Consider the following 25480-nt stretch of genomic DNA (forward strand, 5'->3'; position numbering starts at 1 on the left):
AGTTTCAAGGGTAGAAAGAGAACCCCTCTATCTGAATGAGTAGTTTCGACAAGTACGAGCGGAAAGGCGCATATCATTGGGATGCCACGCTTGCTGCCGGGAGATTCGAATACAACCCACGTCTCGCAGCACGGTACACGGTGGCTCTTCGCCTTCTGGAGGAACACGTTGATCTCTCCGCTAGTCAGGGCGTCGACATTGGCTGTGGCGACGGAGTTCTGCTAGAGTATCTGAGAAAACGGGGGGCGTCAACGGTCGGTATCGACTTTGAAAAGGAGTGTTTGAACCTCTATGGTAAGTACAGTTATGACCCTTGCCCGGTAGTGCAAGGTGACGTCTACAACCTGCCGTTGTCAAATAGATGCTTCGATTTCGTGACCATGCTAGATGTCATTGAACACTTTTCAGAACCGGAACGGGCCCTACAACAGGCTCGTTCCTTACTGAAGCGTGGTGGAGTACTAGTTCTCACTACCCCGTTCGGACCGGATGAGGACGGATCGTATCACGATGAGGAACACCATGAGGAAGAATACCGACCTGAGGGCCTTCAGTCGCTTCTGTCGTCAGTTTTCGACACTGTTGAGGTAAACGGGTACATCCCGTCATGGATAGACAGCCTATACAAAGATGACTGGACCGTCCGTCCCGTGATGAAAGGCATTCGAGGTCTGTTCAAAGCCATCAGTTACCATGGATTCAACCCCTACGTGGAGTTCGGGGTTGGGTCACCGGAGACCCATCACGATCAGTTGGTTGGCGTCGCAGTTCGGGACTAATATGTATATCGTGAGAGAAAGGACGACTTGATGCGAATTGCTCACTACCTCTATACCTCGTCTGAAGAGGTGTATGGAGGCGAAAAAAGCTCATTGAACTTTATTGAGCAACTCGCCGAGCGCCACTCGGTGACGGTGATTCTCTACGGAGAGTCAAACCTCATTGACCACCTGGAAGAGCGGGACATCGATTTTGAAGTCATCTCTCCCGAAGGTCCAGTTCCTGATGCATATCGGGAACTCAAGAGTACTCGAGAGGGACACTCAAAATGGCTTACGATGGCACGGTACAACTTCCGACTCTGGAAGTATTTGCGACAAGAGGATTTCGACTTGATCCACTACAACAACATTTTTGGATTCCTTCTCACGCACCCAGCAGTGACGATGGATCGGCTTCCCACGGTTCTCCACATCCGGACTAAGCCACAAGGTACACCGTGGTATTGGCGAGTCAGCCTTGCTCGTGCTGACCGGTGTATTTGTGTTTCTGATGGCGTCGTCAAAGGCCTTGAAGAACACTTGCCAGCGTATCTCTGGAACCGGGTGAAAGGAAAAACCACGAGGATTCACAACCCAGTCCGCGTTGACACCGCTAAACAGTTCCTTGAAGACAACGACCGCTCTGCTCTCCGCCGACAATTGGGCTTCACAGCGGAGGAATTCGCTATCGGATACATTGGGTCTATAGACGAACGAAAGAACCAGTTTTCTTTCTTGAAAGATATCGTCGTTCCGGCGGTCAAACGGTGTCCCGACGTACGGTTCTACTTCCTCGGGGGAACCAAACAAAATGAATACGAGCGCAAGTGTAAGGATTTCGTAGTGGAAAAAGGTATCTCTGACGCTGTCACCTTCGCAGGGTATCAATCGAATATCTTTGAGTGGTACACCAGCCTGGATGCAATCGCGCTATACTCACATCGCGAAGGACTTCCCCGAGCAGTTCTTGAAGGCATGGCGTTCGGTCTTCCAGTTGTCACGAACCGAACTACTGGTGTGGACGAAATAATCACGGATAGAAAAGATGGGTTCATCGTGGAGAAACCTGCAACGTTCGTGAATCGATTAGAGGAACTTGTGAACAACGACCAATTGCAGAAGAAGATGGAAAAAGAAGCGAAGGAAACGATAGGCCGTTCATTTTCCGTAACCGAGCTTTCGTCCCGACTAGAGCAGGTGTACGCTGATACGATCTTATGAGCACATGAGATAAAAGTAGGACCGAAGTTATACAGTGGAATAGAAGAAAAAAGTGTTCGGTAATCAAATTGTGAATTCAACTGGTCCGACAACGCGTCAGACTCAAACGATAATGGTTTTATCGGCCGAGAGAAGCCAGTGTGGTGTACCGGGGAGATTGTACTCTAACTACGGGGCCTGACAGACGTGACACTGAAGGACAAGATTGTTTCCGATACGCTTTTTGCGACGGTAATCAAGATCGGGGAGAAGGCTAGGGGGATCCTTTTTATACCTCTAATTACCCTGTACCTGGGGGCGAACGCGTACGGGGTGTACGCCCAGCTAATTGTCGTAACACGACTGCTGGCTGGCACATTCGAACTGGGATTGCACTCCGCGGTCATTCGGTACTTCCAGTCGTACGATTACGTGTCCGAACGACGGGAGTTATACGTAGACGTACTCGGGTTCATCCTTGTCCTCAGTACCCTTGTTGCGGGAGGCATGTTCGTATTTGCCGAGCGGATCTCGCAACTAACGCTCAACGACGCGACTTATGCGGATGTGTATCGCCTCGGCGCCCTGCTTATTCCCATCAATAGCGCGTTGATTATCGCAGAAAACTACTACCGTGCGAAACGACGCATCAAGTCGTACTCGCTACTGAACGGATTGAAGACGTATCTTTCGATGGTTGCTGTGGGCTACGTTGTCCTCTTCCAGTCTGGCACCTTGACGGACCTGGTACTGTACCTTGTTCTTACAGAACTCTCGTTTTTTTTGCTGATTCAAGGCGACGTGTTTCGCCATCTTGGTGTGCAGTTCCCCCGGTTTCGGACTATCCCAAAGAGCCTCCGCTACTCGCTCCCGGTGATGGCGGGGCAGATCTCCGGAAACTTCCTGACGCGTGCCGACCGACTGCTCCTCGGGTACTTTATTGGCCCGTTCGCAGTTGGTGCCTATACTGTCGCGTACAAGTTCGCGAACCAAATTTTGCTGTTCTCCCGCCCACTCTCGAACTCGTTCTTCCCAGAGTTCAGCAATCTGTGGGAGAACAACAAGCGAGAAGACGCGAGAAGCTATCTCCACGCCGGGACACGGTACTTCCTCACCCTGGCGGTCCCGTCGGTTGTGGGATTTACTCTAGTTGGTGAACGACTCATTGCCCTCATTTCCACTTCTGAGGTAGCGAGTGAGGGAGGGCTTGCACTGCCCATCATCGCCATCGGAGTATCATTCTGGGGGCTTACCCATCTGTACAGTTGTCTGTACTATGCTGCCGAGTTGACGAAGCCGGTTTCATATATTAGAATAATAGGTGCTGGCGTGAATATACTCTTAAACGTCCTATTAATACCAATATTTGGACTCGTCGGGGCCGCCGTGACGACTGCGGTATCGTATTTCTGCATCTTTACTGTTATGTGGTGGTACTCAAGAAACATGCTCGGAATGGACAACAGAAGATATCGGATCCACAAAATCGGGTTCGCATCAATCGGCATGTACTCGGTGGTCAGCACTTCCGGCTTCGACGGGCTACTAATCGTGATTCCGCTTGCGGTCGTCTGTTACTTCCTCGTTCTGTTCTTAATAGGTGGGCTGACGCGGTCCGAAATCGAGAGTCTAGTACGACCCATTAGAAGTGTTTGGGCGTCCTGACGATCTCAGATTCAGATAGAATCTTTCTCTGAGGAATGGAACCGTGAAGACGGATAGTCTACACTCAATATGAGGAGGAGACCAACCGTGATCGAAATTGTAAATATCCATATAAAAAGACTATTGTTGTTGATGCCCTTCCTGAAGTGGACTATGGTTACGGCGTACAAGAGGACGATGGCTCGATTACTGATGTTCGTTTTGAGTTGATAGTATAGTGCCCTGAAAAGAATCCCAAAGACGAACATACCGAGTACGATACCGACTACGTGGAAGTTGAGGTATTGGAGTGCTAGTGGGCCGGGAGGGACTCCACCGGAACGCCCCGGGAAAAAGATGTTTGCGAACTCGCTCCCAACCGTGAGTGAGGGTTTCCCGGCCCAGAATACGCGAGGAACGAAGTTCAAAGGTACTCGCAGGAATGTCGTCCCGAACTGGTGTCCCCATAATTCCGGCATCCCCCAGAGAAGCAGGACGAAATTATCGAATCCGCGACCAAGATCATCTGCCAGCTTCGCCAGCAAGTTGGTCGGAATATTGAGCAAATATAAAAAGAGATTCGTCATCTCGCCGGTCCTTAGTACCCGCACCACTCCGGCGATGGAGAAGAGACCAATACCTACTGGAATCGCCTCAGATATCTTGATCTTCCGTGCGGCGTAGTGATACGCAATCAGGAAGATGAGCACGAGTGTCAATGCGAACGCTCGTCGGCCGAATGTTAGGACGATGAAGATAGAGACGAACAGGTGGGCGATTATAGTGGGATGAAGCCGTCGATAATAAAGTAACAACACAATTGAGGCAATAGCTGACGCCCTAGCCAGTATAGTGAACAGATGGAGTCCCGCCAACAGCTGACTCCTATTATCCCACTGTTGAACAAGTGTGACTATCGAACCTGTCGTCAGATGAATCACGATCAGTAGCGAGGTTACAGAAATCAACGAATAGGTGGTGACGCCGGTCCATAACCGCCCTCGCTTCCAATCGTCGCTCGGAACTGGCAGTGTCACGGAGAGTCGCTTGCCCCACTTGGCGTAGTAGCCGAACAAGAACGAGACGAAGCCAACATTCATGTACAGCAAGACGAGACAGCCATAGGCGACAACTGTAGACGAGGAAAGACCAGCGTAGGCCGGGTAGAGTAGTCGATACTTCCCGGTGAGTATCATTTGCAGCGGCCGCAGGAGGTACGCGATGCCGAAGAAGCCGAGAATGAACACTGACGGTGCGAAGATGTCTATCTCTCCCTTGCTCCGGAGTTGCATAACGAACGGGATAATGAACAGACATGCAGTGATAAAAAAGAGGACGGTAAAGATAATCTTTCCAATAGGGACATATTTATAACTAACAGAGAAAATAATCTGTCCGGTCAAATAGACGATGACAGACAACATGACACCAAAAAATAAGTTCCGAGCAAAGTACCAGACACTCGATCTACGAACCCGAACTGAGAACTCCTTCATTTGAAAGAAGCGTTCTCCTTAATTATACAAAAATCGTTTGAACTACGCGTTTAGAGCATTGTGGAGTGCGCGAAGGCTGTGAGCCAGCGTTTTGTGGATTCTCAGTTCGGTTGTTATGATTGGTTGATTTCTGTAAGAAACTCCTCATAGTCTCGGATGTAAGACTCCATCGAAAACCTGTTTTTAATTGTCTTTCTACCGCGCTTCCCGAGTGTAACACGCTTCTCAGGGTGATTTAATAGTGTTATGACTGCATCGCTGATTTCGTCTGAGCTCTTGGGTTGAATGAGTATCCCGTTGTCATCATTAGTGATTAAATCTGCGGTCCCTCCAACGTCAGTTGCTATAGTGGGAACCTCCATTGCCATTGCCTCTCGAACTGCACCTGGTACACCTTCGTTTAGAGAGGGTAACACAAAAATATCGAGAGAATCAAGAAAATAAGGCATATTTTCCACCCACCCGAGGAATTCTATGTGCTCGTCAATGCGGAGAGTGCGAATTTTTTCCTCTATTCTCTGCCTATACGCTTCGTTCCCTTTTGGGGTTTTCCCAGCGATCAAGAGTTCGATATTTTTGTGTTCGTCAATGATTGTGGGAAGCGCATCGATGAGGTGTATCAGTCCTTTCCGAGGGGTTATTGAAGCTGCAGTTCCGATCCGATACTGATCGTGATTTCCAGCGGATTCAAACTGTGATGGATTGAACTTTGAGGTATCGATTCCCTTGTGGAATATCGTAAACTTATGTCTATGCTTTGCGAAGCGCTTCTTATTAAAAACGCGGCGCGCTTGCTTTTCGGATTCAATAAATACGTGATCAATGGCTTTCAAGGAGATCCACTGAAGCTTCCTGACGAACCCTTCTGCTGTTAGTCCGAGACCGATATTCCATATAGTGGGAGTCTCGCTCACCAATAGATACGGCAGCAGCGTGAGCACTGCACGCATATTCTGACACCAGACTATATCTGCTTCTTGTAACTCTGATCGTGCTTCGAAATTAAATTGTAGAATGCGGAAGAGTGCTGGAATCTGTAGAATTGGGTTTGAGAGGAGTCCCCGGTTATATGTGTTGAGAGCCCCTCGGAATGGGACGATTGTTACGTTGATACTTCGTTGCCGGGCACGTTGACAGAGTTCATCTTCTGCCTGAGCGAGTAAGACTGGTTCGAAACGACTCTTATTGAGAGAATCTAGGAGGCGCAGTAGCATCTTCGAACCACCGTTGAATTCACTGCTGCTGATATGAAAAAACACAACTCGAATCGGAGAGGTCATCTTCAAGTACTATAAACTGACTGGCTGTAAAACAAAAGGATATTGGTCTTCTTCATATTGATAACACACGTTATCACAGTCCTAAGACATGCACAAAAATAACATTGTAATTTTTATCACAGATACCATTCGCTACGATGATGCGTTCCCTGCCAGGTTCAATCTTAAGATGTCTTTGTCAGACAGCTCTTCTTACAGACAAGCATTCACTTCTTCTCCCTGGACACTTCCTTCCCATGCATCTCTCTTTACTGGCACACCACCCTCGAAACACGGCGCACACGCGGACCACAAACATCTTGATGGTACACTCACGACTCTTCCCGAAGTCCTCCAGAATGAAGGGTACGAAACTGTCGCTGTCTCGAACAACACTTGGATCAGCGAAGAGTTCGGCTTTGATCAGGGGTTCGAGACCTTCTACAAAACCTGGCAATATATTCAGAGCGACACCGACCTCGGACGAATTGCTCGCCAGGAAGAAGGGTTAGACAAACTCACTAAGGCTACGAAAGCGCTCTTTGACGGCAACCCTGTAACCAACCTCACTAACGCAATCTATGGCCAGTTCTTCAGGAAGACTGATGACAACGGAGCCGCCCGCACCAACGAGTGGATCGAAGACTGGCTCACGACCCGAGATGACTCGCGTCCGTTCTTTTTGTTCGTCAACTATCTCGAACCGCATCTTGAGTACCGCCCGCCAAAAGCCTACGCCGAAGAATACCTCCCCAAAGATGTCACCTACGAGGAAGCAATGGAGGTCCCCCAGGACGCCTGGGGATACATCACCGACAAGGTTGAGCTAACCGACGAGGACTTCGAAATCCTCCGCGTGCTCTATCGAGCAGAGATCGACTATCTCGAAGACAAGATTGGGGAAGTCATTGACCTACTTAAAGCTGAGGGGCAATGGGATGATACCCTATTTATTATTACAAGCGACCATGGTGAGAACATCGGCGAACACGGTCTGATGGACCACCAGTATGCCCTCTACGATACTCTGCTGCACGTCCCATTGTACGTCCACGGCTACCCCTTTGAGGATGAAGAGATTGACGACCTCGTTCAGCTTCTCGATATCCCGCCGACGATCCTTGATGTTCTCGACATCGATGCCTCCGATGCGCGAGAACAGTTCATGGGAATCTCGTTTCACCCGGACGCCGACAAAACCCGCGAGTACGCCGTCGCCGAGTACATGGCTCCTCAACCGTCGATGGACGCTCTCGAACAGCGTGTCGGCGATCTCCCCAACCACGTCCGCAGGTACGACCGCTCGCTCAGAGCGATCCGCACCGACCGCCACAAGTACATCCGTGGCTCGGACGGCAGCCAGGAACTCTACGATCTTCAGGAAGATCCAGGTGAGACGAGTGATATTGCCGACTCACACGAGAACATCCGCACCGACTTGGACGTGATCCTCGACGAGTGGATCAACTCCTTTGAGCAGGCCGATTACACGGACGAGGTCGCGATGTCCGAGGACGCAAAGGCCCGCCTGGAGGACCTCGGGTATTTGCAGGAATAGCGAAGATAACTTCCGGATTACTCGAATGACGCGACCAAAGACTCTCAAATTTACATCCTCAATTGAAACTAATCCACGTCGCCCCCTACTCCCGAGAGGGACCCACAAGCCTCGCCGACCGATTCACGATCGTCACGGACGTGCGAGAGGGGATTGCGATCTCCGAGAAAGTCATGACAGTCGTCATCTTTAAACCGACGAGACGGATGCCGAGTAAACGCCCGCAGACATCGGACACGCCGTCGCGTACCTGACTTCCGGAGAAGTTGGCGACATGACTGGCAGTCGATCGTCGTTGACAGTAGCTAGACCCTACCCAGGTTCCAGCTCATACTCAAAGAGATCGCCAAGGAGTACCGGCCGGTACACTTCTGGATTCACGTCTGCGTCGGTACGAACGGAATAAGTGGGACTACACGCATGTCACAGTTCTTCGAGCGCCCGGGTCGTCTCCTCAACTGTCCGGTCCCAGCTGAACTGTTCGTCAAGCGTCGACCGTTCCCTATCACCGTCCAGTACGTCGGCGAGTCGCTCCCCGAATGCGTCCTCCTCTGGAACATATGTCACGGTGTCTCCGAAGGCCGACCGGATCTGCGGTAACTCGGAACTTACCACGGGTAGTCCCGAGGATAGCGCCTCCATCACGGTTCGCGGCACTCCCTCGGCCCGACTCGGTAATATCAGGGCGTCTGCACTCCGGTATACCGCCGGCATATCATCGTAAGGCACCTGTCCGAGGAAGGTGACGGATGATTCGACTCCCCTCTCTCTCATGTTCGCTGCGATGTCCTCGCGCAGCGGCCCCTCACCACACAGGTAGAGCTCTGCTTCGGGATATTTCTCCAGCACCTCGGCGAACGCCTCGACCGCCAGCAACGGTCGCTTTCCCTCGGCAAACCGCCCGACGAACAATACTACTGGCCCCTCGGCGTCGATGAACTTACTCTCTGGTCCTTTCGGTGTGAACCGGTCCGTATCGATGCCGTTCGGGACGACCTCGATCTGACTCGATACGCCCAGTTCCTGCACCCGTTCCCGATCCGTTTCGGTGTAACAGAATACTACGTCAGCCTGATCGAATGTCCACCGTCCGAGCGTCTTCAGGTACCACCGGAACACTCGCTCAGGAGCCGATTGACTATACAGACCGTGATTCGTGATTGCTAGTGGCGTGTTCCCCACTGAGCGCTTTAATGCCGCGAGGTTCGTCGAGAAGTAATAGTGCGAGTGTGCGTGGATTACGTCGAACCTGTCGGCGGACGCCAAGTGCCGGGCTAGGCCGGGGGCGACATCGTTACCGAGCGGGCTGGCGAGTGAATCGTATCGCACCACTCTGTAACCGTGGCGCTTCTCTACGTGCGGAAGATTTTCGTCGTGACGGATTGTCAGTACGGTCACATCGTGACCCATCGCCGCTTGGTCCCGACTCATCGCGTGGACATGGTACGTACCACCACCGGGAACTTCCGGGTAGAGGTTCTGGGCAACGCGCAGGATACGCATCGTCAGTTCTCCAGCACGAACAGCGCGTGCCACTCTTGCTTTGTCCAGTACCACTCAATGTAATTTTCAATGCCATCGAAAAGCGTCTGACTCGGTTCGTATCCCGGTCGCTTGTGAGCCACCAAGCTGTCCGCGTGCGCGTATCCGGCGTCAGAGCCGTGGCACTCGGCACACTTGATGTCCAGATTCGGCGCGACTTGGTTTCGGACGCCATTGGTACGATGAGACGAGTTGGTACTGGTCAATACACACTCTCGGCAGACGCCGACTGTATGACGATTGATACGACGATTGCAGACTGGACCGAAGTTGTCGAGAACGACACTATGACCATCGACGACGAATCGTTCCGATAAATCACCACAGATGAAACCAGTCCCGCCAACAGTAGGAGCTCTCATACTGCTAATCGAAGCGACCACTCGTAAAAAATCTCCGAGTTGAGCATCACGACACGGAACTCAGAGAATTCAGTTATACATTCCAGTCTGTTGTAGCTTGGTAAGCTCTTTTGAGATAAGTTTCACAAAGTCTGACCTCTGTCGGTGATCTCGAACGCAGTGACACAATCTATTGTCTCCAATCCGATTCTCAGAGTAGCAACGACGTCTGTTTCAAAGAAATTCGCTCTGGTTAATTTCGTATTGTCTTCCCCACATCCATCAGCACCTTCCACATCTGTCGAATCACGAGCTGCACGTCGTACCAGAAGGACTGCCGCCGGATGTACTCGATGTCGTACCGGATCTTCTCCTGTGGATCTTCACTTGAGGCATCGTTCACCTGGGCCAACCCGGTCAACCCCGGCTTGACGAACCACCGCTGTCGCCAGGCGTCAACTTCATTTTCGAGCAACATCTCTTCGGTCGTCCACGCGGCACGCGGACCGACGACGCTCATCTCCCCGACGAGAATCGACCACAGCTGGGGTATTTCGTCGAGATGCGTCCGACGTAACACCTGTCCGACGTGTGTGACTCGGTCGTCCTCTTCGCCAGGATTTTCATCTTCGCCATCCGGAGCCATCGTCCGAAACTTGTACACAGTAAAAGTATCTCCGAAACTGGCTGTCCGCTCCTGGCTGTACAGGACCGACCCGCCATCGTCCAGTTTAATTGCCAGTGCAATCGCAGTAATCACCGGCGACAGTATTACCAACCCCACACCAGCGAACGCAACGTCGAATGCACGCTTCACGAGATGGTCCTGCCAGTCCCAGGGCTCCAAATCCACAGTCACCAGCTCGCCCCCTTCGAAGTCACTGGTCAACACGATGTCGGCGTGGTCGCGGTGGACCTTCGCCGCGACGCCGAACTCGTAGCAGGTGTCAAGCGCCCCGAAAAACTCCGCACGGTCAGGGCGTGCAAACGCCAGCACTGCCGTGTCGACGTCGTGGTCGACGAGCACCTCGTCCAGCCGCGACAGCCCGCCGAGACAGGGCAACTCGTCGAGACTCCGTACCGTGCGCGTCGCCCCACCGTCGGCATAGCCTAGTTGCTCGGGTTCGAGTGACTCCGCCCCTGTGTACGCAGTCGGCGGCGAGACGTAGCCCAACACTGCGCCGTCGACGGCCTCTAGAATGTCGCTCATCGTCTCGGGCTCGTCGCCGATGACGATCGTCCGCTCACCATCGCCAGCGGGCCGGCGACGTATGGCGACGAACCACAGTGGGAGCGCGAAAAGCAAGAGCCCACCCGTGACCAGCAGCGTCGCCCGCGGCAACCGATAGGTATAGTCGAAGTACCCGATCGTCGCCAGCGCCAACACCGCAAGCGTCGTCCGGCGAACCCCGTATATCCAGATATCGAGAATCCGCTGCGGCCGGGGCTTGTACAGGGGGGCCAGCGCTGCAAGCGCAACCGCGGTCGTCGTCAGCGCCTCGAAGGTAAGTTCTGCCCCCGTTGCGCGCTCACTTGGAAGCGTCTGGAGGACTGGCAGCAAGTCGAGCCCGGCCCGGACGAGTGGCTGGTTGGCGACGATGACGGTCACGAAGGTGAGGAAAGCCGTCCCTACCACGCTCGTGACCCTGTACCGCCGACCCCCATTCATCAGAGCTTAATCTATCAGCAATGGAGATAAAACCTGCGAGATACCCATCCTGCACCCACCTCGAAAAATAACCCAATTTCTATATACGTCTCCCGTCTTTTCCGAGACAACGAATGCCTCTTATCGACGAGGACGGGCGGCTGTTCGGGACTGTCAACATCATCGACGCCCTGGTCGTCCTGTTCGTCTTCGCGATCGCCGTCGCGGGGGTCGCCCTCGTCACTGGTGGGGGTGGTGGCGGCGGGAACACTACCAATTCTGAGACCATCACCCGGACAATCGTCTTCCAGACGACCGACCAGCCCGCCTACGTCGCTGACGCCATCCAGGAGGGGGCTGTCGGGACGAGCAACGTCATTGCAATCGAGAATAAATCTGTCGTCGAATCCACGGAAAACGGCACGGACCTCCGGCTGACGGTCAATCTCACCGTCAGTGAGACAGGTGATGGCCTCCCGACGTTCGGGGGCGAACGCCTCTATATCGGGCGGCAACTCCAGCTTGATTTTGGCACCACGATCGTCCAGGGAACGGTCGTCGATATGCGCTCCTAACTACCGATGGCAACAGAGGACTCATCACTGAGGACGGTTCGACGCCGTCTCCAGACTGCTGTGGACACCTCGCGTCTCACTGCGGCACTCACATCTTCACAGCTTTTCTCGCTCTTCGCGATGGTGCGCAGTCTGCTCTCTGAGGGTATGGCTGCGTTCCAACGAGCGCTGCAGGCCAGTACCATTGCACGCACAACCACAACGGTCAGTCACTGGCTACAGCACTCCTTTCTCTACCGGTGGCTCACTGCAGAGCCCGACCCCGAGGTAATCGTCATCGACCTGCGCGAGACCTACACTGTCGGCCCACTCCTCGCGGTCCTCGATCGAATCATCCAACCCCTGGCGCGGTCCTACAGAACGTCCACGCTCAAGCGTATCGAACACCGAGGCGTGCAGATGCTCGACGCAGCGTCAGAGACGCGTCTCGGACGACTTCTGGGACGTGTACTCACTCCACCCGAGCCACCCGAGACTGACAGGAATTCAAACCCAGAGAACGAAGGTCACGATAACAGAGAGTAGCCGCTCGCATTCAGGACGTACTATACGTCAGTCACGGTCACAGTCACTGCGGGGTCCAAATCCAGCCGGAGCTGTGTCCCTGAGTCGATAGCCACGCCGCGGAAGTATACCCTCCCATCACGTTCCTCGACCACAAGTTCGAGTTGGAGTTCCAGCTCAACCGTCTCCTCGGAATCGAGAATCTGCGTGATACCACGGATCTCCTGTACATCCGATGCTGACACTGGCCCTTCATCGAGAGCGTTTGCAACGCTCTGGTTTACCTCAGTTTTGACAGTCACTGTCCGAGTGACGGGTTCCTGTGTCGCGGTCGCAGTTGCAGTCGCCGTCGCAGTAGCCGTTGGTGTGCCAGTCGCTGTTGCCGTCGCAGTCGGCGTCGGAGTGGGCGTCGGTGTTGGAATCGCCTGTTTTGCAATCTCTTCGGGTTCGCGTGCGTCCGTAATCCTTCCCGACACCGATGTACCACCCAATTCAAGCGTCACACTCCGACCGATGAACAGTCGCTCGCCGTGGAAGGAACTCAGTCCCTCCTCAGTCGTATTGATGACCAGCTGAACATCGAGCGCCCAGCGCTTCCCATCGCTGTCGAGACGCCTGACGTCAGTGATATTCACAACGTCGGGACTTTCTACTGGCCCCGATTGCAGCGTGGATACGTTTGCTGTATTGCCGCTCGTTTCGATCGTTACTGACTGGGTCAATATCGTCTCTTCCTCGGCTGGTGCGGGACCAGTCAGTACGAAAACAGAGCCAACACCCACCAGGAACACGAGAAGGAGGGCCGCGGCATCGACAGCGTTCACGACCCCGAACAGGTCTCCCTCTTCATCGATAACCGACATGCGCCACACTTTCGACAATGCTCACAAAGACCTGTCGATAGAAACTGACACCTGAGTTATAACAGTATGTCTCGGCCATCGTCAGTCACTTGATTTTCGTTGTCACTGGCTGTCTCTCCCATTATTGTCAATATCATATTAGCCATATTTCTACGGAGGTACTCTCAAAAATATGGCTCTGTAGTTTCGGTACACTGCGGTCGATTTCACGGGTGTCGGACGCTCCGGCGGAGGTTGTAGACGGTCGCTTTCAGCAGCATTTCACGGAACTCAAGCCACCAACTCCGCGCATGCACGGCAGCGCCGAGCGTGCGCTTGATTGACGAGAAGACAGTTTCTGACATGGAACCCTGATGATACCGATCACCGTCCATGCGGGCGTTGTGGGCGTGATCGAGTGGGTTCATGATCCGGTGCTTGATCAGCGGTCTGATGCCGTTTTCACGGAGTTCGTCGCGGAAGGCTTTCGCGTCATAGCCTCGCTCAGCGGCAAGGCTTCGCAGGTCGCCGGCGTTGCGCCGGGCGACCTGCGGGCCGATCTTTGCGTCGTGTTTCTTCGAGGTCGTCGAGTGGATGTCGGTGATGTACAGAGTTTCGACATCCACGAGGGCAGTGACTTTCAACGCTCGAACGTGGTAGTGCGTGCGGTTGGCGTAGTGGCGGCTCGGTTGATCGCGGTCGAAGCCGGTCGAATCGATGGCGGCGTGGCCAGTGCGTTTCTCGGCTGAGGCCCCGAGAAACGCACGCTAAGTCGCGGTGGGAATCCGTGCGAACCACGTGCGGAGAACCGTGTAGTGAGGCAGCCGCGTGAGGCCAATCTCTTCTAGGACGCCGGGCATTTCGCTGAGCAAATCCACCGCGACCCGGTAGGATTTGCCCAGCTCGATGCGAAGTGCATGCAGCGAGAGCATCGCCCACTTGGCGAACCCGCCATCCCCTTCGGGGTCGGCGGGTTCGTCGGGGGTTATTGACAACTGATTCACCTTCAGCCACCGTAACACGAGTGAAGAGACGGATTTCGGATGTCAAACTAATCTGTCTCTTCGCTTTCTACGGCAATAACGCAGTCGTACCCCTCGCGTCTACCGAAACTACAGAGCCAAAAATATAATTTCTCTTAACTTTCTAAATTGTGCCGTCTCATCGGTTGCTGGCGAGAGCACGAGCAGCTACTCAACTGGTGTATTCTACCAAACAGCATCACATCCTCTCAAAACCAAAATATATAATTGGCAAAGGTTTTACATTCGACATGCCGCCGTCGGGGTGGCAGTCGGGAACTCACCATCCACAGGTGAGATGGACGCCTGGGCCACTCCTTCACACATCCCAAATCTAGCAGCAGGCGTCCTCCCGACTCCGGTTCTCTCACCACCCTCAGACGACAGCACAGTCTGTCCTCCCTGCTGTCTCGATGGTTCACCACCCATTCGATGATGGCCCACGGCGACACTGTGGGGACTCTCTTCGACCGAAACGGATAACCGCTGCTTGCGCGAGTTGCGACACGATGTGGCCCTGGGGACATTTTGGGCTGGGATACCTCCTGGCACTGTTCGTCGACCGTGGTGATACCGCCACATCAGGAGGGTTCGCCCCGACGGCAGCACTCGCGGTGGGGACACAGTTTCCGGATATGGTCGACAAACCACTTGCCTGGACGGTTTCCCTTCTTCCGAATGGGCGTTCGCTTGCACACTCGGTATTCATCACGGCGCTGGTCATCGGCGCCGTCGTCGTCCTCGCCAGACGATACGACGTCCCTGCAGTCGGCACTGCCTTCGGGCTGGGCTACGGTTCCCATCTCGCCGGCGATGGCCTGTATCCACTCCTCGCCGGCGATTTCGAAGCCCTTGGATTTCTACTCTGGCCCGTCGTCCCACCAATCGAGTATTCGACGCCACAGAGCTTCGGTGCACACGTCTCCCGACTGGAGGTGAGTCCGACCGTTGGATTCGAGGTGGGGCTGTTTTTCGTCGCGAGCGTTCTTTTCTGGCACTCACTTCGCGGCTGAGTACTGATGTCGCACTCTCTGTCCACATTCTATTGCCGTGATAGTGTCCTCCCAGGACGCTCACCCTCGCCGCCGAGTAAGGGAGGTTTCATTAGTCGGCACATTCTGGGTGAACATACTTACTGACTGATGGCTCAGACGGACGGTGACACAGCCGCTCAGGAGCAGACCGAGACGGCCGTCAGCGCACAGAACCTGACTCGCGAGTACACCCGGGGGAGCACTGGCGTCCTCGGTGCTTCGGGGAGTACCGTCACCGCACTCGAGAACGTCTCCGTCTCGATTGCGCGAGGCGAACTCGTCGGCATTGCCGGCCCCTCTGGAAGCGGCAAGTCCACGTTACTTCACCTGCTGGCTGGGCTGGATACGCCGACGGAGGGGACGGTCACGCTCGATGGCGAGGACGTCTCATCGCTCGGCTCTCGACAGCGGGCTCGCTTTCGCCTCGAACACGTTGGCATCGTCTTCCAGCGCTTTCATCTCCTCCCCGCGCTGTCGGCACGCGCGAACGTTGCCTTGCCACTCGTCGAACTGGGCGTCGGAACGTCGACGCGTCGTGAGCGTGCCACTGCACACCTCGAAGCCGTCGGCCTTGGCGAGCGGCTCACACACAAGCCGGGTCAGCTCTCCGGTGGTGAACAACAACGCGTTGCGATTGCCCGGGCACTCGTGAGCGAGCCCGGCCTCGTCGTGGCTGACGAACCGACGGGCGAACTGGATACGGAGACCAGTGAGCAGGTGCTTTCGTTGCTTCGAGAGATCGCAGCCGACAGAGCGGTCGTCCTCGCATCGCACGACCCACAGGCACTCGACGTCTGTGACCGGGTCATCCACCTGCGCGATGGCCGCATCCGCACTCGAACGTAGCATGCCCATGCGTCGCTTCGCCTCGTTGCTTCGACTGGCCTGGGCGCGGGTGGTCGGTCGCACCCGCGTTGCCCCCCAGCGCGTCGTCCTTACTGTCCTCGGCGTTGGGCTGGCCGTTGGCCTCATGGTCGCCGTCACGGGGGTTTCTCTGGGGCTTGCCTCCCAGTCCGTCGTCGAGAGCGACGACGTCCAGTACTGGATTCTCCCGGAGAACGCCAACGTCCAGTCGGTCGCAGTGTCGACGGATGGCCTCCAACTCGGCGACGTCCACGCCACGAGCCAAGAGATTAGCACCGACAGCCGCGTCGAGTATTCACTCCCGGTCTTACTGGAGTTACTCCCGGTGCGAGATCAGGAGACCGGCGAGCGAACCTACATCCTGGCCATGGGCGTCGTCGCCGAACCCGACGCGAGCGTCCTGGGGCTCTCGACGTCGACACTCTCCGCCGGCGACCCCTACTTCGCCAACGGGACCTACAACGGAACCTGGACTGGCGAGATTGCACTCAGTGAGGCTGCTGCGACGGTGACGAATGCCTCGGTCGGGTCGTCACTGACACTCGATAAGCGAGGCGTGAATCGTTCGTTCACCGTGGCGAATATCTCCGGGGGCGACGTTACGACGGGGGCCGGAGCGACGCCGGTTGCGTTACTTCACCTGAGCGAACTCCAGACCGTGACGGGCGCGGCAACTGGTGACCAGGCCGACCAGATTCTCGTCAGTACCGACGACAGCGAGGTCAAAGAGGACCTCGAACAGCTGTATCCCCAGACCTCTGTCGTCACGCAAAGCGGCCTTGGCGCACAATCTATCTCGACGTCGAACCTGCCGCTGGCAGTCGCCGTTGCCGCCTTCGTCGCCGCAGCCGTCGTTGGGGTGTTGTTCGTCACGACGCTCATGGGGCTGGAGGTGAGTGCCAGCCGGCACGAACTCGGGACGCTGGCAGCGATTGGGTTTCCGCGGCGCTCGCTCTCGCTGTTGATCGCTGCCGAGACCATCATCGCCGCCATGCTGGGCGGGCTCGTCGGCGTCGTACTCGGTGTGCTCGCCATTCTGGGCGTCAACGCCTTCGGCCACGCGCTGCTTGGCGTCGAGACCGTCGCGCGCTTCGACATCGTCTTGCTCGGCTATGCACTGGTCGTGACGGTGCTCATCGGCATCGTCGGCGCGCTCTATCCCGCCTTGCTCGGCCGGCGCACCGATGCGCTGGAGGTGTTACGTCGATGAGCCTGCTGACTCGCCTGCGCGCCCTGACGGGGGTGACGCTGGCCCAACTGCGTCACGAACGCATGCGCACGGTGCTTGCAGTCCTCGGCGTGGCGATGGCCGTCCTCGCGGCGGTCTTGCTCGTCAGCGTCGGCCTGGGCGTGGTCGAGACAGGCCAGGCGAAATTCGACCAGTCCGGTCGCGACCTGTGGATCACGGGCGGGCCGATCGAACTCCAGCCCGGCACGGTCGGTGGCTTCGAAGGCTCGCTCGTCGGTGCTCACAGCGTCGCCGAGGAGATTAGCGAGCGCGACACTGTCGCAACGGCCGTCCCGATGGGCTTCCAGACGGTGTATGCTGGTCGCAACACCTCACAGTTCGAGACCATCGTCGCTGCGGGCGCACCCGCTCGTGGCCCCTCGGTGCGGATTACTGCGGGGCGGCCGTTTCAATCCAGAGACGTCCACTATGCCAACGGCAGTTACGACGGCCCGATGACTCACGAGGCAGTGATTGACCAGCGGACTGCCGACTTGCTGGGTGTCGGCGTCAACGATTCGATTCACGTCGGGGGCACGCTCGCAACGGCGCGCCAGCAGGAGTTTACAGTGGTTGGTGTCTCCCCAACGTATTCGCGATTCATCGGCTCGCCGACGGTGACGCTGCATCTGAGCGAACTCCAGCAAATCGTCGGCACCACGACGAGCGACCGCGCGACCTTCATCACCGTCGACGTTCGCGATGGCGAGAACGTCTCTGCGGTGAAGGCTGCCCTTGAGGAGACCTATCCCAGCTACACGGTTCGAACGAATCGCGAGCAATTGCGTGCAATTGCGGAGGAGCAGACGCTCGTCATCGTCAGTGGGGCGAGTCTTGCCTTACTCGCCGTGGTTGCAGGTATCCTGTTGCTCGTCAATCTCCAGCTTTCGTATATCGTCCGGCACAAGCGAGGCTTTGCCGCGTTACGGGCGATCGGAACCTCTTCGGGCTCGCTTCTGACACTCGTGAGCGTCCACACCCTCACCATCGGTATTGTCGGCGGCATCGTCGGAATTGCGCTCACGGTCCCCAGTGTCTGGCTGCTCAACGCCATCGCCGCGTCGCTGACTGGCTTTCAGAACGTCGTGACGCTCTCCCCTCGCGTTCTGGGTGCGGGCTTCTCAGTTGCCGTCTGCGTGAGTCTGCTCGGTGGTCTCCTGGCGAGTCTGTACCTCTCGCGCATTCGCCCGCTTGCAGTTCTCTCATAGTTTAGACGGGCTGAGTGGTTACTGTCTCGGCGTGAGTGACAGCAACCGGCTCGACACCTGTCAGACGCCCGTCGCTACCTGATGATGCCTCTGAAACCCGTCTGGTGCAAGGAGTCAAAAGTGGAAAGGGGGGTTGGGGGTGGCCCTTGGGGGGATTTGGGTTGTGGCCAACGATCCAACTCGACGTGAGTCGACGAACCGCGCCTTCCCATCACCGCACCGCACCTTGACATATCAACGCATCTGTAAAAAGTATTTCCCATCTGGATGGTATTTTCCCCACTGTGTACACCTGGCTGTCACTCTCTCGCTGTCGGATTCAAAGCCAGTACTTCCAGTGGTTCGCTCATGGCCATCGCAGAGGCGTCTCTCAGAGCGTGTCTCGAGGAGTTCTCGCAGGGAGTCAACTGCTGTATGCGGAAATGCGAGGAGAAAGCCTCGCGCTTTCGGCGTGGGAGGATTTCAAGCGCCACCGACGTTATTGAGAGCGCTGTTCAGCTCGAAGAGCTCTCGGACTACGTTGCTGTCTGCGACCCGGTACCGACGTGGGGACGTGTTCGGAACTTCCTCGATGAGTTCAACCTCAAGAAGGAGGTCGGTGTAGTTGCCAACGGTTTGGCGCGTGACACCGGCGTGGTCTGCAAGCTCGGTTTTGTTGAACTCGCGGTTCGGCGGCAGATCGAGCAACGCGTCTACCAAGATCGGGATGGCGTCGTGCTGTGTGAGATAGAGCCATCCGCTGGGGTGCTCCTTCCGGAGTTCCTTCTTTTTCCCGCGATCGGCCTCGTGGTCCATACTGCTCATACAGAGAAACAACGACTACGTGTGTATAGTTGTTTCCACTACTGTTAACAGCCATTAACATCATTTATATACGGGTAAATTCATCCTTTGGCCATGGAGAAGCCGTCGGTGAAATGTGCCCTCTTGGCGACGATGATCGCGAAACACAAGTGGGGCACACCGATTACGGAGGTGGCTCTCCTGAATCTCTCAGCAATCGACGACAACTACCCGACGGCCCGTGAAGTCTACAAATGAACAAGACGAGTGCCTCGGGGCTTGACCCCGAGGCGGTTCACAATTGGCCGATTGGTTTATATACACTTACTGTATTGTCCAATGTAGATTACATAGAAGAGTATCTCAATATGAGTACCAATTGGCAGCAGATGAGTCTGCCGACGTCGAGCACTGGGGTGGCAACCAAGGTACTCAGCACTCGGGGCACGCACAGGGCATCGCTTGTGCTGTCCTTCAAGAGTAACTGGACCCGTCGCCTCCGTCCCGACGAGGGCTGCCGACACACCTGACGCCCGAATCACAACACATGCTCGTCGTCACTGTCTTGATGATACTCGGTCTGCTCGGCGGCATCATCGCCGCGCAACTCCAGGGCCTGCGACTGGGTGGTGTGATCATCGTCCCCCTCTTTGCAATCTACACGCTGCGGACCTTCGGGACATTCCCGGTATTGGTGATGAGCGTCATCGGCGGGTACGTCTCGCTGTGGATCGTCAAACGACGACTCCTGCTGTATGGCCGTCCGCTGTTCGTCATCGCGATCGTCACCAGCGGACTCGTCCCACTGCTTGTCTACGCGTTCGTCGCGCTCGGCCTGGGACCCGCGGGTGTTATTAGTGAACTCGGATTCATCGGCAGCGTGCTCCCAGGCATCGCGGCGTACAATTTCCACCGACTCCCATCAGAGCGCCGTATCGTCGACGCCCTGTGGAGTATGGCATTGCTACTGTTCCTGGTTGTCGTCGGTATCGGTCTGGTGATTTTCGTCGGTCTCACCCCGCTGTCGACGGTGACGCCGCCGGTCTTGCTCGGCCCGAAGTCGGACATCGCGAATGCCTTCGGATTGGTTGTCCGTGGGAGTAGCCATCCGACGATTCTTCCCTTCCCGAAGGAACTGGGCATGCTCGGACTGGGACTGTTCTTCTCCGAGGCCGTCCGGGCGCGGTGGGGGCTTCGCATCGGTGGCCTCATCGTGTTGCCGCTGCTGGTGCTGTTCGCGCTCCGCAACGAGTGGTTGCTCTTGCTGTACCTCGTCGGGGCCGTCAGTGCCTACGCCGGCATCCAGTTGCTGCACTCGTGGACGCTCATCTACGGACGGGTGTTACTCTCGATGGGGGTCATCTTCGGGCTCCTCGTGACAATCTCGATTGCCCCGGCGCTGTCGTTTGCCAACGGCTTGCTCCCGTTTTTCACTGGCATCCTCGGCGGCGTCGGCGCGTACAACCTGCACACGGTTGCTCCCGCCGAACGGCGAGCGTCGCTGGTGGTCGCGGCTGGTGTCTTCGTGGTACTCTCGGGTGTTGCCAGGCTCTTTCTGACGCCGTTCCCTGACGGTATGCTCGTCCAAATCGGCATCGAGCACCTCCTCGGCGGGGCTCTGATCGTTGGCCTGGCCTTGCTGGAGGGGTATCACCTCGAAGCTATCCGGCCATCTGACCTCGACAGCATCAGTGCCATCTGGGAGGCTGAAGACGTCAATCCGGAGGAGCGACCATCATGAGAGTCCCATCGCTGCCCCAGTTGGGACGCAGACTCCGCACCATTGCACAGGAATTCGCCGGCAGCGGCCCCATCCACAGGCGGCGACTCTCAGATATTGGTATCCGTATCTCGGTCACCGGGGTGCGCGGGAAATCCACCGCTGTCCAGTGGCTGCACGATATCCTCCACGACCGAGACTACGATACGTACGCGAAGGTGACCGGCGTCGCCCCGACCTCGATTTACAACGGGACGCGCCACGAGATCGAACGGCCGGCGAAAGTCAGGCTCTACGAGAACGAACGCCAGCTCCGCCAGTTCGAGAACGTCGACGCAGCAGTCGTCGAGAACCAGGGGATTCGGGGGTACACGACCCGGCTCGTCAACGAACAGTTCGTCCGCCCGCACGTGGTCTTTCTCACCAACGTCCGCGAAGACCATATGGACACACTGGGCGCCAACCGATTGCAGATTGCTCGCTCGCTCGCCCGGTCGATTCCAGCAGGGACCCACGTCATCAGCGGTGAGCGAGACCAGCCACTCAGGGACTACCTCGAAGCGGAACTCGACCGGCGGGACGCGACGATCACGCACGTCCGGGTCCCCGAGGAAAATCAGGATATTCCGGGAGCCGAAATCGTCTATGGCCTTAATCCGGTCCTGCAAGCGGTCGACGAACCACCGCTGGAGGAGGAGAAACTCATGTCGTATCTAGATCGGATGCACGTTGCCTGGACGCACCTGTCGAATGGACGGGTGTTCAACGCTGCCGCGGCCAACGACGTCCAGAGTACCGAGCTCATCCGGCGGCGACTCGTGGCGGGAGACGGCGACGTTGTCCAGCCGTTGCTCTATCTCCGGGAGGACCGCCGTGGACGGACAGCGAGATTCCTCGACTATCTCGACGCGCTGGCCGACCGTGGTGCCATCGCACAGGCCCGGGTCGTCGGCCAGGACGCGACGTTGTTCGACCGCCACGCTTCTTTCCCTGCCGTTGTGCACGACGAGGATACCGAGTCCCCGGCAGATGTCCTCGAAGCTGCGCTTGCAGACGACTGGCCTGTCCTGGTGATGGGCAATACGGTCTCGGAGTTCATGCAAGAACTACTGTCGATCATCGAAAGCAAGGCAGAAACGGATGCCGAGACTGGCGTTGCCCAGACTTCCCTCTGATGGGGAGCGGAGCCTGCGTTCATGACAGGCGTGCATTTCCCGGGAGTTCGACTATGCGTAGCTGTTCGACCCTTTGTGGAGAAATCTCGAAATTTACCTATAAATTCGGCGTATCGATCGACAGTCATTTCTGTTGATTCTCCCCGTTGGCAGCGCGATGTTCTTTCCGCGAGAGCTTCCGTTGCACACGATTGAATCAACCACTGTTAATCCTCTATGGTTGGATGGCGGTCATTGTGGTCCTGCTTCCCACGTTTCCACGTCTCCTCCTCTGAGTTTCTATCGCCTTCTGTACAAAGACATCTTAGCGAAACAGGGTTACAAATACAAAATTAGTAAATGTATGCGAATATATAATGTTAAATAGAATTATATTGTTCTTTTGTAAAAAATAAATACAAAAGGGACAATTTAGAGATTATATTGTGGGATTTAAGTAGTATATCTTGTTTGGTGCTGTCGGAACTCGTCGTCGCAAAAGATGGCGTCGCCAAGGTCACAGACTCATCGCATCGAAACCGGTATTTGATGTCGCGCATAAACGTAACTAATGTGGCCATGGGGACATCTTGCGTTTGGCTACCTCTGCTATTTTGTATATAGCCGCAGCCGTGAGGATGCAAGGATGACACGAGCCTCGATAGCGACACTCATACTGGGGACACAGCTGCCTGATCTGGTCGATAAACCGCTTGCGTGGACGGTACAACTCCTACCAAATGGTCGGTCACTCGCTCACTCGGTGTTCGTTACTGCTCTTGTTATTGTGGGCGTGACGGTTCTCGCTCGTCGATATCGTGTTCCCGACCTTGGCCCCGCATTTGGTATCGGCTACGGTACACATCTTGTCGGTGACGCGCTTTACCCGCTTATCCAGGGCGATTTCGAGGCTCTTGGATTTCTGCTATGGCCGGTTGTCCCACCACTCGAATATTCTACACCACAAAGCTTTGGCGCACATTTGGCACGACTTGACCTAAGTACTACAGTGTGGTTCGAACTTGGGTTGTTTGTAACTGCCAGCCTGATCGCCTGGCGCTTCTTACGGCCATGAGGAAGTTATCGGATGAACGGTGAACAGTGATCTTCACATAGTAAAATCGTTTAAATACTATCAAATAACTAATAAGAGGTACAGTGATATCACCACTTGATTTTTGCTACCGGGGAATATGTATATGACTAGACAGACGCTTCCTGAGATCTGGCCACGTATACCAAATCTAGCCTATAAAATGTGGTACACTAGATACTGACTGTCGTTATAATCAGCATATCTTTCTGGAGGTATGTTATTCCTAGCACAGTAGATTACAAACATAGTGTTGTAATCTTTTAAACCTGGTACGACACTAATTACTATAAAAGCCGATTCACGTTTAGCGGGCTATAGCGTATCACGTGGCTTCAAATAAGAGCTGCGCTCAGCCGATCTTCACGGAGAGAGGTTATTCTGAGACCGACGGGGGGTTTGCGGATACGGTCGAACTGGCCGTGGACGTTGTCTGCAGCCAGCCCACGAAGATGCTACAGCAATGCTCTCGCTAATGAATGCTGTGACTGTGTGTCGACCGCAACGTTGTCACCGTGAGCGAGTTGATAGGCTTTCGCGCCCGTGTTAGCGAACTCATTGTCGAATGATATCCGTGCGAAGGATTCGTTGGAAGTCCTTCGTACGGATATGTCCCGTTGTCGGGGACATCGAACTCAATCTCAGGAAACAGCGACTACGCCGGCCTGCTCACCGGTTTTGCTCGGCTGTCTCGACCAGATCAAGGGGACGGTAGCGATGACAATCGACTCTCCGCTACTTCAGCAACTACTGCTTAGACCCGAGAGAATTTCTGGTCGATTTCAAAGGCTTGTTTCACGGACAGCCTGACCCGATCAATTCCTTTATTATTTCCTCTTCGTCTTCTTCGGTGACCTGGTTAGACTCAACACAAGCTCTGACAATTTTGGTGGCGAGTTCTGGATTCGCAAAGGGAGTTTGCGTGGACTCGTTTACTTCCTCAACGGCCCCTTCTAACGATTCGATGCGCTTTCTAAGCTGATCTATATGTGACCTTAGTTCTTCAACAGATTCGTGCGTGTCCTCGCTGTCGGCCATTGATTCATTTTCGGTAAATACAGCATCAACGATTTCTTGTCTATTCCTCCACTCGAATCCCTCAATAGCGTTGACTCGTTGGCTGATAGTCGCTCGGCTGATGTCAAAGAGCTCCGACAGTTCTGCTTGGGTTGCGTGCGGTCGATCACGAATTGCGAGAAGAACTCGTATTTGTTTTTCAGTAAGTTGATCTGGATCCGGAGCTGAAGAATTACTACTCGGTTCCCTTTTTCCATTACTGGAATTCTCCACCGGTGATGCAACCGTTTCACCATCTGCCTCCGTTTTGGCGCTTTCTTTCTGAGTATTAGCGGCTTCCTGCGGTTTTTCTTGTTGTTCTGAAATATTGTCGATCTCCGTTTCGGCATGTGCTACCATGTTTGATTCTTTTTCATTCGGAGTTTGCTCATTCCTTTGTTCATGACCCAACACCGATTTTTCACTATTTTGTTCGTCTTCAATGATACTCTCGCCGTTACTATCGGAGTCGCCCTCTTCTTCATCGTGAACAGGATCTCCGTATTGCTCTATCACACGCTCGACGAGGTGTTTCGAAGCACCGTCGACTTTTGTAGCGAGTTCTCGAATTGATGCTGTGGGATGCTCTTTCGCTGTATCGAGGATTTTCTTGTGTATCAGCGCTCTTGGTATTGACGAGTCTTCTCCGTTCTGGCTTTTACTTTTGTTCACACTCAAGCCTCCTACAGAGGTATCCGTGTAATGACGGGAGTGTCTATTATCAACGTTTTTTGTTATGTAGTAACAAATAAATTAATTTTACGTACCATTTCACAATTTTTGGTAATTTCAATATTAATTTGCACTCGGGCGGCAATTACTACGCTCACTTAACAGTCGCTATAGTTCATTGAGTACTCGGATGTTATTCTGTACAAATAATTTGATAGGTTAGGAAGACATCTTATTAAAAGTCTATCAATATGTGGCTATGTGTAGAAATCGGCA

20 protein-coding genes and 1 pseudogene are annotated in these 25480 nt (G+C 55.0%); 13 read left to right on the plus strand and 8 right to left on the minus strand.

What is annotated here, in order from left to right:
* Window positions 1-35 precede the first annotated feature (35 nt).
* The 3 genes from WDJ57_RS15975 to WDJ57_RS15985 all read left to right on the plus strand — a co-directional run bounded on the left by WDJ57_RS15975 (window position 36) and on the right by WDJ57_RS15985 (window position 3626).
* Window positions 36-779 carry a class I SAM-dependent methyltransferase gene (locus tag WDJ57_RS15975; RefSeq protein WP_338901866.1) on the plus strand — a complete coding sequence of 248 codons (744 nt, stop codon included), beginning with the start codon at window positions 36-38 and terminating at the stop codon, window positions 777-779.
* A 30-nt stretch (window positions 780-809) separates the two neighbouring features.
* Window positions 810-1982, plus strand: coding sequence for a glycosyltransferase family 4 protein (locus WDJ57_RS15980; protein ID WP_338901867.1), 1173 nt, complete (start codon window positions 810-812; stop codon window positions 1980-1982).
* A 186-nt stretch (window positions 1983-2168) separates the two neighbouring features.
* A complete protein-coding gene (locus tag WDJ57_RS15985) occupies window positions 2169-3626 on the plus strand; it encodes a flippase (RefSeq protein WP_338901868.1) in 1458 nt (485 codons plus the stop codon).
* An 11-nt stretch (window positions 3627-3637) separates the two neighbouring features.
* Here WDJ57_RS15985 and WDJ57_RS15990 read toward each other — a convergent pair whose 3' ends face one another.
* Window positions 3638-5101, minus strand: a complete 1464-nt coding sequence (locus tag WDJ57_RS15990; RefSeq protein WP_338901870.1) for an O-antigen polymerase — start codon at window positions 5099-5101, stop codon at window positions 3638-3640.
* Window positions 5102-5214: 113 nt separating this feature from the next.
* Window positions 5215-6051 carry a glycosyltransferase family 4 protein gene (locus tag WDJ57_RS15995; protein ID WP_338901871.1) on the minus strand — a complete coding sequence of 279 codons (837 nt, stop codon included), beginning with the start codon at window positions 6049-6051 and terminating at the stop codon, window positions 5215-5217.
* 418 nt (window positions 6052-6469) lie between these two features.
* Here WDJ57_RS15995 and WDJ57_RS16000 point away from each other — a divergent pair, with 418 nt between their 5' ends.
* A complete protein-coding gene (locus tag WDJ57_RS16000) occupies window positions 6470-7918 on the plus strand; it encodes a sulfatase-like hydrolase/transferase (protein ID WP_338901872.1) in 1449 nt (482 codons plus the stop codon).
* A 423-nt stretch (window positions 7919-8341) separates the two neighbouring features.
* Here WDJ57_RS16000 and WDJ57_RS16005 read toward each other — a convergent pair whose 3' ends face one another.
* Both WDJ57_RS16005 and WDJ57_RS16010 read right to left on the minus strand, forming a co-directional pair.
* Window positions 8342-9421, minus strand: a complete 1080-nt coding sequence (locus WDJ57_RS16005) for a glycosyltransferase family 4 protein (protein WP_338901874.1) — start codon at window positions 9419-9421, stop codon at window positions 8342-8344.
* A gap of 633 nt (window positions 9422-10054) precedes the next feature.
* Window positions 10055-11470 (minus strand): sugar transferase, encoded by a 1416-nt coding sequence (locus WDJ57_RS16010; protein WP_380630242.1) that lies wholly within the window; start codon window positions 11468-11470, stop codon window positions 10055-10057.
* Between the two features lie 113 nt (window positions 11471-11583).
* On the opposite strand from WDJ57_RS16010, the gene WDJ57_RS16015 reads away from it, so the two are divergent.
* A complete protein-coding gene (locus tag WDJ57_RS16015) occupies window positions 11584-12024 on the plus strand; it encodes a DUF4330 domain-containing protein (protein ID WP_338901876.1) in 441 nt (146 codons plus the stop codon).
* A gap of 545 nt (window positions 12025-12569) precedes the next feature.
* Here WDJ57_RS16015 and WDJ57_RS16020 read toward each other — a convergent pair.
* Together WDJ57_RS16020 and WDJ57_RS16025 are read right to left on the minus strand one after the other, a co-directional pair.
* Window positions 12570-13391: a DUF4330 family protein gene (locus WDJ57_RS16020; protein WP_338901878.1), complete on the minus strand. Its 822-nt coding sequence runs from the start codon at window positions 13389-13391 to the stop codon at window positions 12570-12572.
* Between the two features lie 206 nt (window positions 13392-13597).
* Window positions 13598-14420, minus strand: a pseudogene (locus tag WDJ57_RS16025) (IS5 family transposase).
* A gap of 481 nt (window positions 14421-14901) precedes the next feature.
* Here WDJ57_RS16025 and WDJ57_RS16030 point away from each other — a divergent pair.
* The 4 genes from WDJ57_RS16030 to WDJ57_RS16045 all read left to right on the plus strand — a co-directional run bounded on the left by WDJ57_RS16030 (window position 14902) and on the right by WDJ57_RS16045 (window position 18726).
* The gene (locus tag WDJ57_RS16030; protein WP_338901880.1) at window positions 14902-15405 is read left to right on the plus strand and encodes a metal-dependent hydrolase; all 504 of its coding nucleotides are present in this window, start codon (window positions 14902-14904) and stop codon (window positions 15403-15405) included.
* A gap of 129 nt (window positions 15406-15534) precedes the next feature.
* Window positions 15535-16272, plus strand: a complete 738-nt coding sequence (locus WDJ57_RS16035; RefSeq protein WP_338901882.1) for an ABC transporter ATP-binding protein — start codon at window positions 15535-15537, stop codon at window positions 16270-16272.
* Between the two features lies 1 nt (window position 16273).
* Complete coding sequence (locus WDJ57_RS16040) at window positions 16274-17500, plus strand: ABC transporter permease (protein ID WP_338901883.1); 1227 nt, start codon at window positions 16274-16276, stop codon at window positions 17498-17500.
* The gene (locus WDJ57_RS16045; protein ID WP_338901884.1) at window positions 17497-18726 is read left to right on the plus strand and encodes an ABC transporter permease; all 1230 of its coding nucleotides are present in this window, start codon (window positions 17497-17499) and stop codon (window positions 18724-18726) included. Before WDJ57_RS16040 ends, WDJ57_RS16045 begins: the two co-directional genes overlap by 4 nt.
* 462 nt (window positions 18727-19188) lie before the next feature.
* Here the strand turns inward: WDJ57_RS16045 and WDJ57_RS16050 are convergent, their stop codons facing one another.
* A complete protein-coding gene (locus tag WDJ57_RS16050; RefSeq protein ID WP_338901885.1) occupies window positions 19189-19530 on the minus strand; it encodes a hypothetical protein in 342 nt (113 codons plus the stop codon).
* A gap of 93 nt (window positions 19531-19623) precedes the next feature.
* On the opposite strand from WDJ57_RS16050, the gene WDJ57_RS16055 reads away from it, so the two are divergent.
* From WDJ57_RS16055 to WDJ57_RS21655, 4 genes are all read left to right on the plus strand, one after another.
* Window positions 19624-19767, plus strand: a complete 144-nt coding sequence (locus tag WDJ57_RS16055) for a hypothetical protein (RefSeq protein ID WP_338901886.1) — start codon at window positions 19624-19626, stop codon at window positions 19765-19767.
* Between the two features lie 289 nt (window positions 19768-20056).
* Complete coding sequence (locus tag WDJ57_RS16060) at window positions 20057-21250, plus strand: poly-gamma-glutamate biosynthesis protein PgsC/CapC (RefSeq protein ID WP_338901887.1); 1194 nt, start codon at window positions 20057-20059, stop codon at window positions 21248-21250.
* Entirely contained in the window at window positions 21247-22404 is a 1158-nt protein-coding gene (locus WDJ57_RS16065) for a Mur ligase family protein (RefSeq protein WP_338901888.1), read from the plus strand. The genes WDJ57_RS16060 and WDJ57_RS16065 overlap by 4 nt, the downstream gene beginning before the upstream one ends.
* 550 nt (window positions 22405-22954) lie before the next feature.
* Window positions 22955-23458, plus strand: coding sequence for a metal-dependent hydrolase (locus WDJ57_RS21655; protein WP_380630243.1), 504 nt, complete (start codon window positions 22955-22957; stop codon window positions 23456-23458).
* 813 nt (window positions 23459-24271) lie between these two features.
* On the opposite strand, the gene WDJ57_RS16070 is transcribed toward WDJ57_RS21655, so the two are convergent.
* Window positions 24272-25204 carry a MarR family transcriptional regulator gene (locus WDJ57_RS16070; protein ID WP_338901890.1) on the minus strand — a complete coding sequence of 311 codons (933 nt, stop codon included), beginning with the start codon at window positions 25202-25204 and terminating at the stop codon, window positions 24272-24274.
* Window positions 25205-25480 lie beyond the last annotated feature (276 nt).

The organism is Salinibaculum sp. SYNS191, from assembly GCF_037338445.1.
Lineage (GTDB): Archaea > Halobacteriota > Halobacteria > Halobacteriales > Haloarculaceae > Salinibaculum > Salinibaculum marinum.

Excerpts from the sequence above, each read along its gene's own strand:
- WDJ57_RS16040 (WP_338901883.1), top strand. The coding sequence starts at position 16,274 with ATGCCCATGCGTCGCTTCGCCTCGTTGCTTCGACTGGCCTGGGCGCGG.
- WDJ57_RS16050 (WP_338901885.1), bottom strand. The coding sequence starts at position 19,530 with ATGAGCAGTATGGACCACGAGGCCGATCGCGGGAAAAAGAAGGAACTC.
- WDJ57_RS21655 (WP_380630243.1), top strand. The coding sequence starts at position 22,955 with ATGTGGCCATGGGGACATCTTGCGTTTGGCTACCTCTGCTATTTTGTA.
- WDJ57_RS16005 (WP_338901874.1), bottom strand. The coding sequence starts at position 9,421 with ATGCGTATCCTGCGCGTTGCCCAGAACCTCTACCCGGAAGTTCCCGGT.
- WDJ57_RS16060 (WP_338901887.1), top strand. The coding sequence starts at position 20,057 with ATGCTCGTCGTCACTGTCTTGATGATACTCGGTCTGCTCGGCGGCATC.
- WDJ57_RS16045 (WP_338901884.1), top strand. The coding sequence starts at position 17,497 with ATGAGCCTGCTGACTCGCCTGCGCGCCCTGACGGGGGTGACGCTGGCC.
- WDJ57_RS16055 (WP_338901886.1), top strand. The coding sequence starts at position 19,624 with ATGGAGAAGCCGTCGGTGAAATGTGCCCTCTTGGCGACGATGATCGCG.
- WDJ57_RS16065 (WP_338901888.1), top strand. The coding sequence starts at position 21,247 with ATGAGAGTCCCATCGCTGCCCCAGTTGGGACGCAGACTCCGCACCATT.
- WDJ57_RS15995 (WP_338901871.1), bottom strand. The coding sequence starts at position 6,051 with ATGCGTGCAGTGCTCACGCTGCTGCCGTATCTATTGGTGAGCGAGACT.
- WDJ57_RS15980 (WP_338901867.1), top strand. The coding sequence starts at position 810 with ATGCGAATTGCTCACTACCTCTATACCTCGTCTGAAGAGGTGTATGGA.
- WDJ57_RS16015 (WP_338901876.1), top strand. The coding sequence starts at position 11,584 with ATGCCTCTTATCGACGAGGACGGGCGGCTGTTCGGGACTGTCAACATC.
- WDJ57_RS16010 (WP_380630242.1), bottom strand. The coding sequence starts at position 11,470 with ATGAATGGGGGTCGGCGGTACAGGGTCACGAGCGTGGTAGGGACGGCT.
- WDJ57_RS16030 (WP_338901880.1), top strand. The coding sequence starts at position 14,902 with ATGTGGCCCTGGGGACATTTTGGGCTGGGATACCTCCTGGCACTGTTC.
- WDJ57_RS16035 (WP_338901882.1), top strand. The coding sequence starts at position 15,535 with ATGGCTCAGACGGACGGTGACACAGCCGCTCAGGAGCAGACCGAGACG.
- WDJ57_RS16020 (WP_338901878.1), bottom strand. The coding sequence starts at position 13,391 with ATGTCGGTTATCGATGAAGAGGGAGACCTGTTCGGGGTCGTGAACGCT.
- WDJ57_RS16000 (WP_338901872.1), top strand. The coding sequence starts at position 6,470 with ATGCACAAAAATAACATTGTAATTTTTATCACAGATACCATTCGCTAC.
- WDJ57_RS15975 (WP_338901866.1), top strand. The coding sequence starts at position 36 with ATGAGTAGTTTCGACAAGTACGAGCGGAAAGGCGCATATCATTGGGAT.
- WDJ57_RS15990 (WP_338901870.1), bottom strand. The coding sequence starts at position 5,101 with ATGAAGGAGTTCTCAGTTCGGGTTCGTAGATCGAGTGTCTGGTACTTT.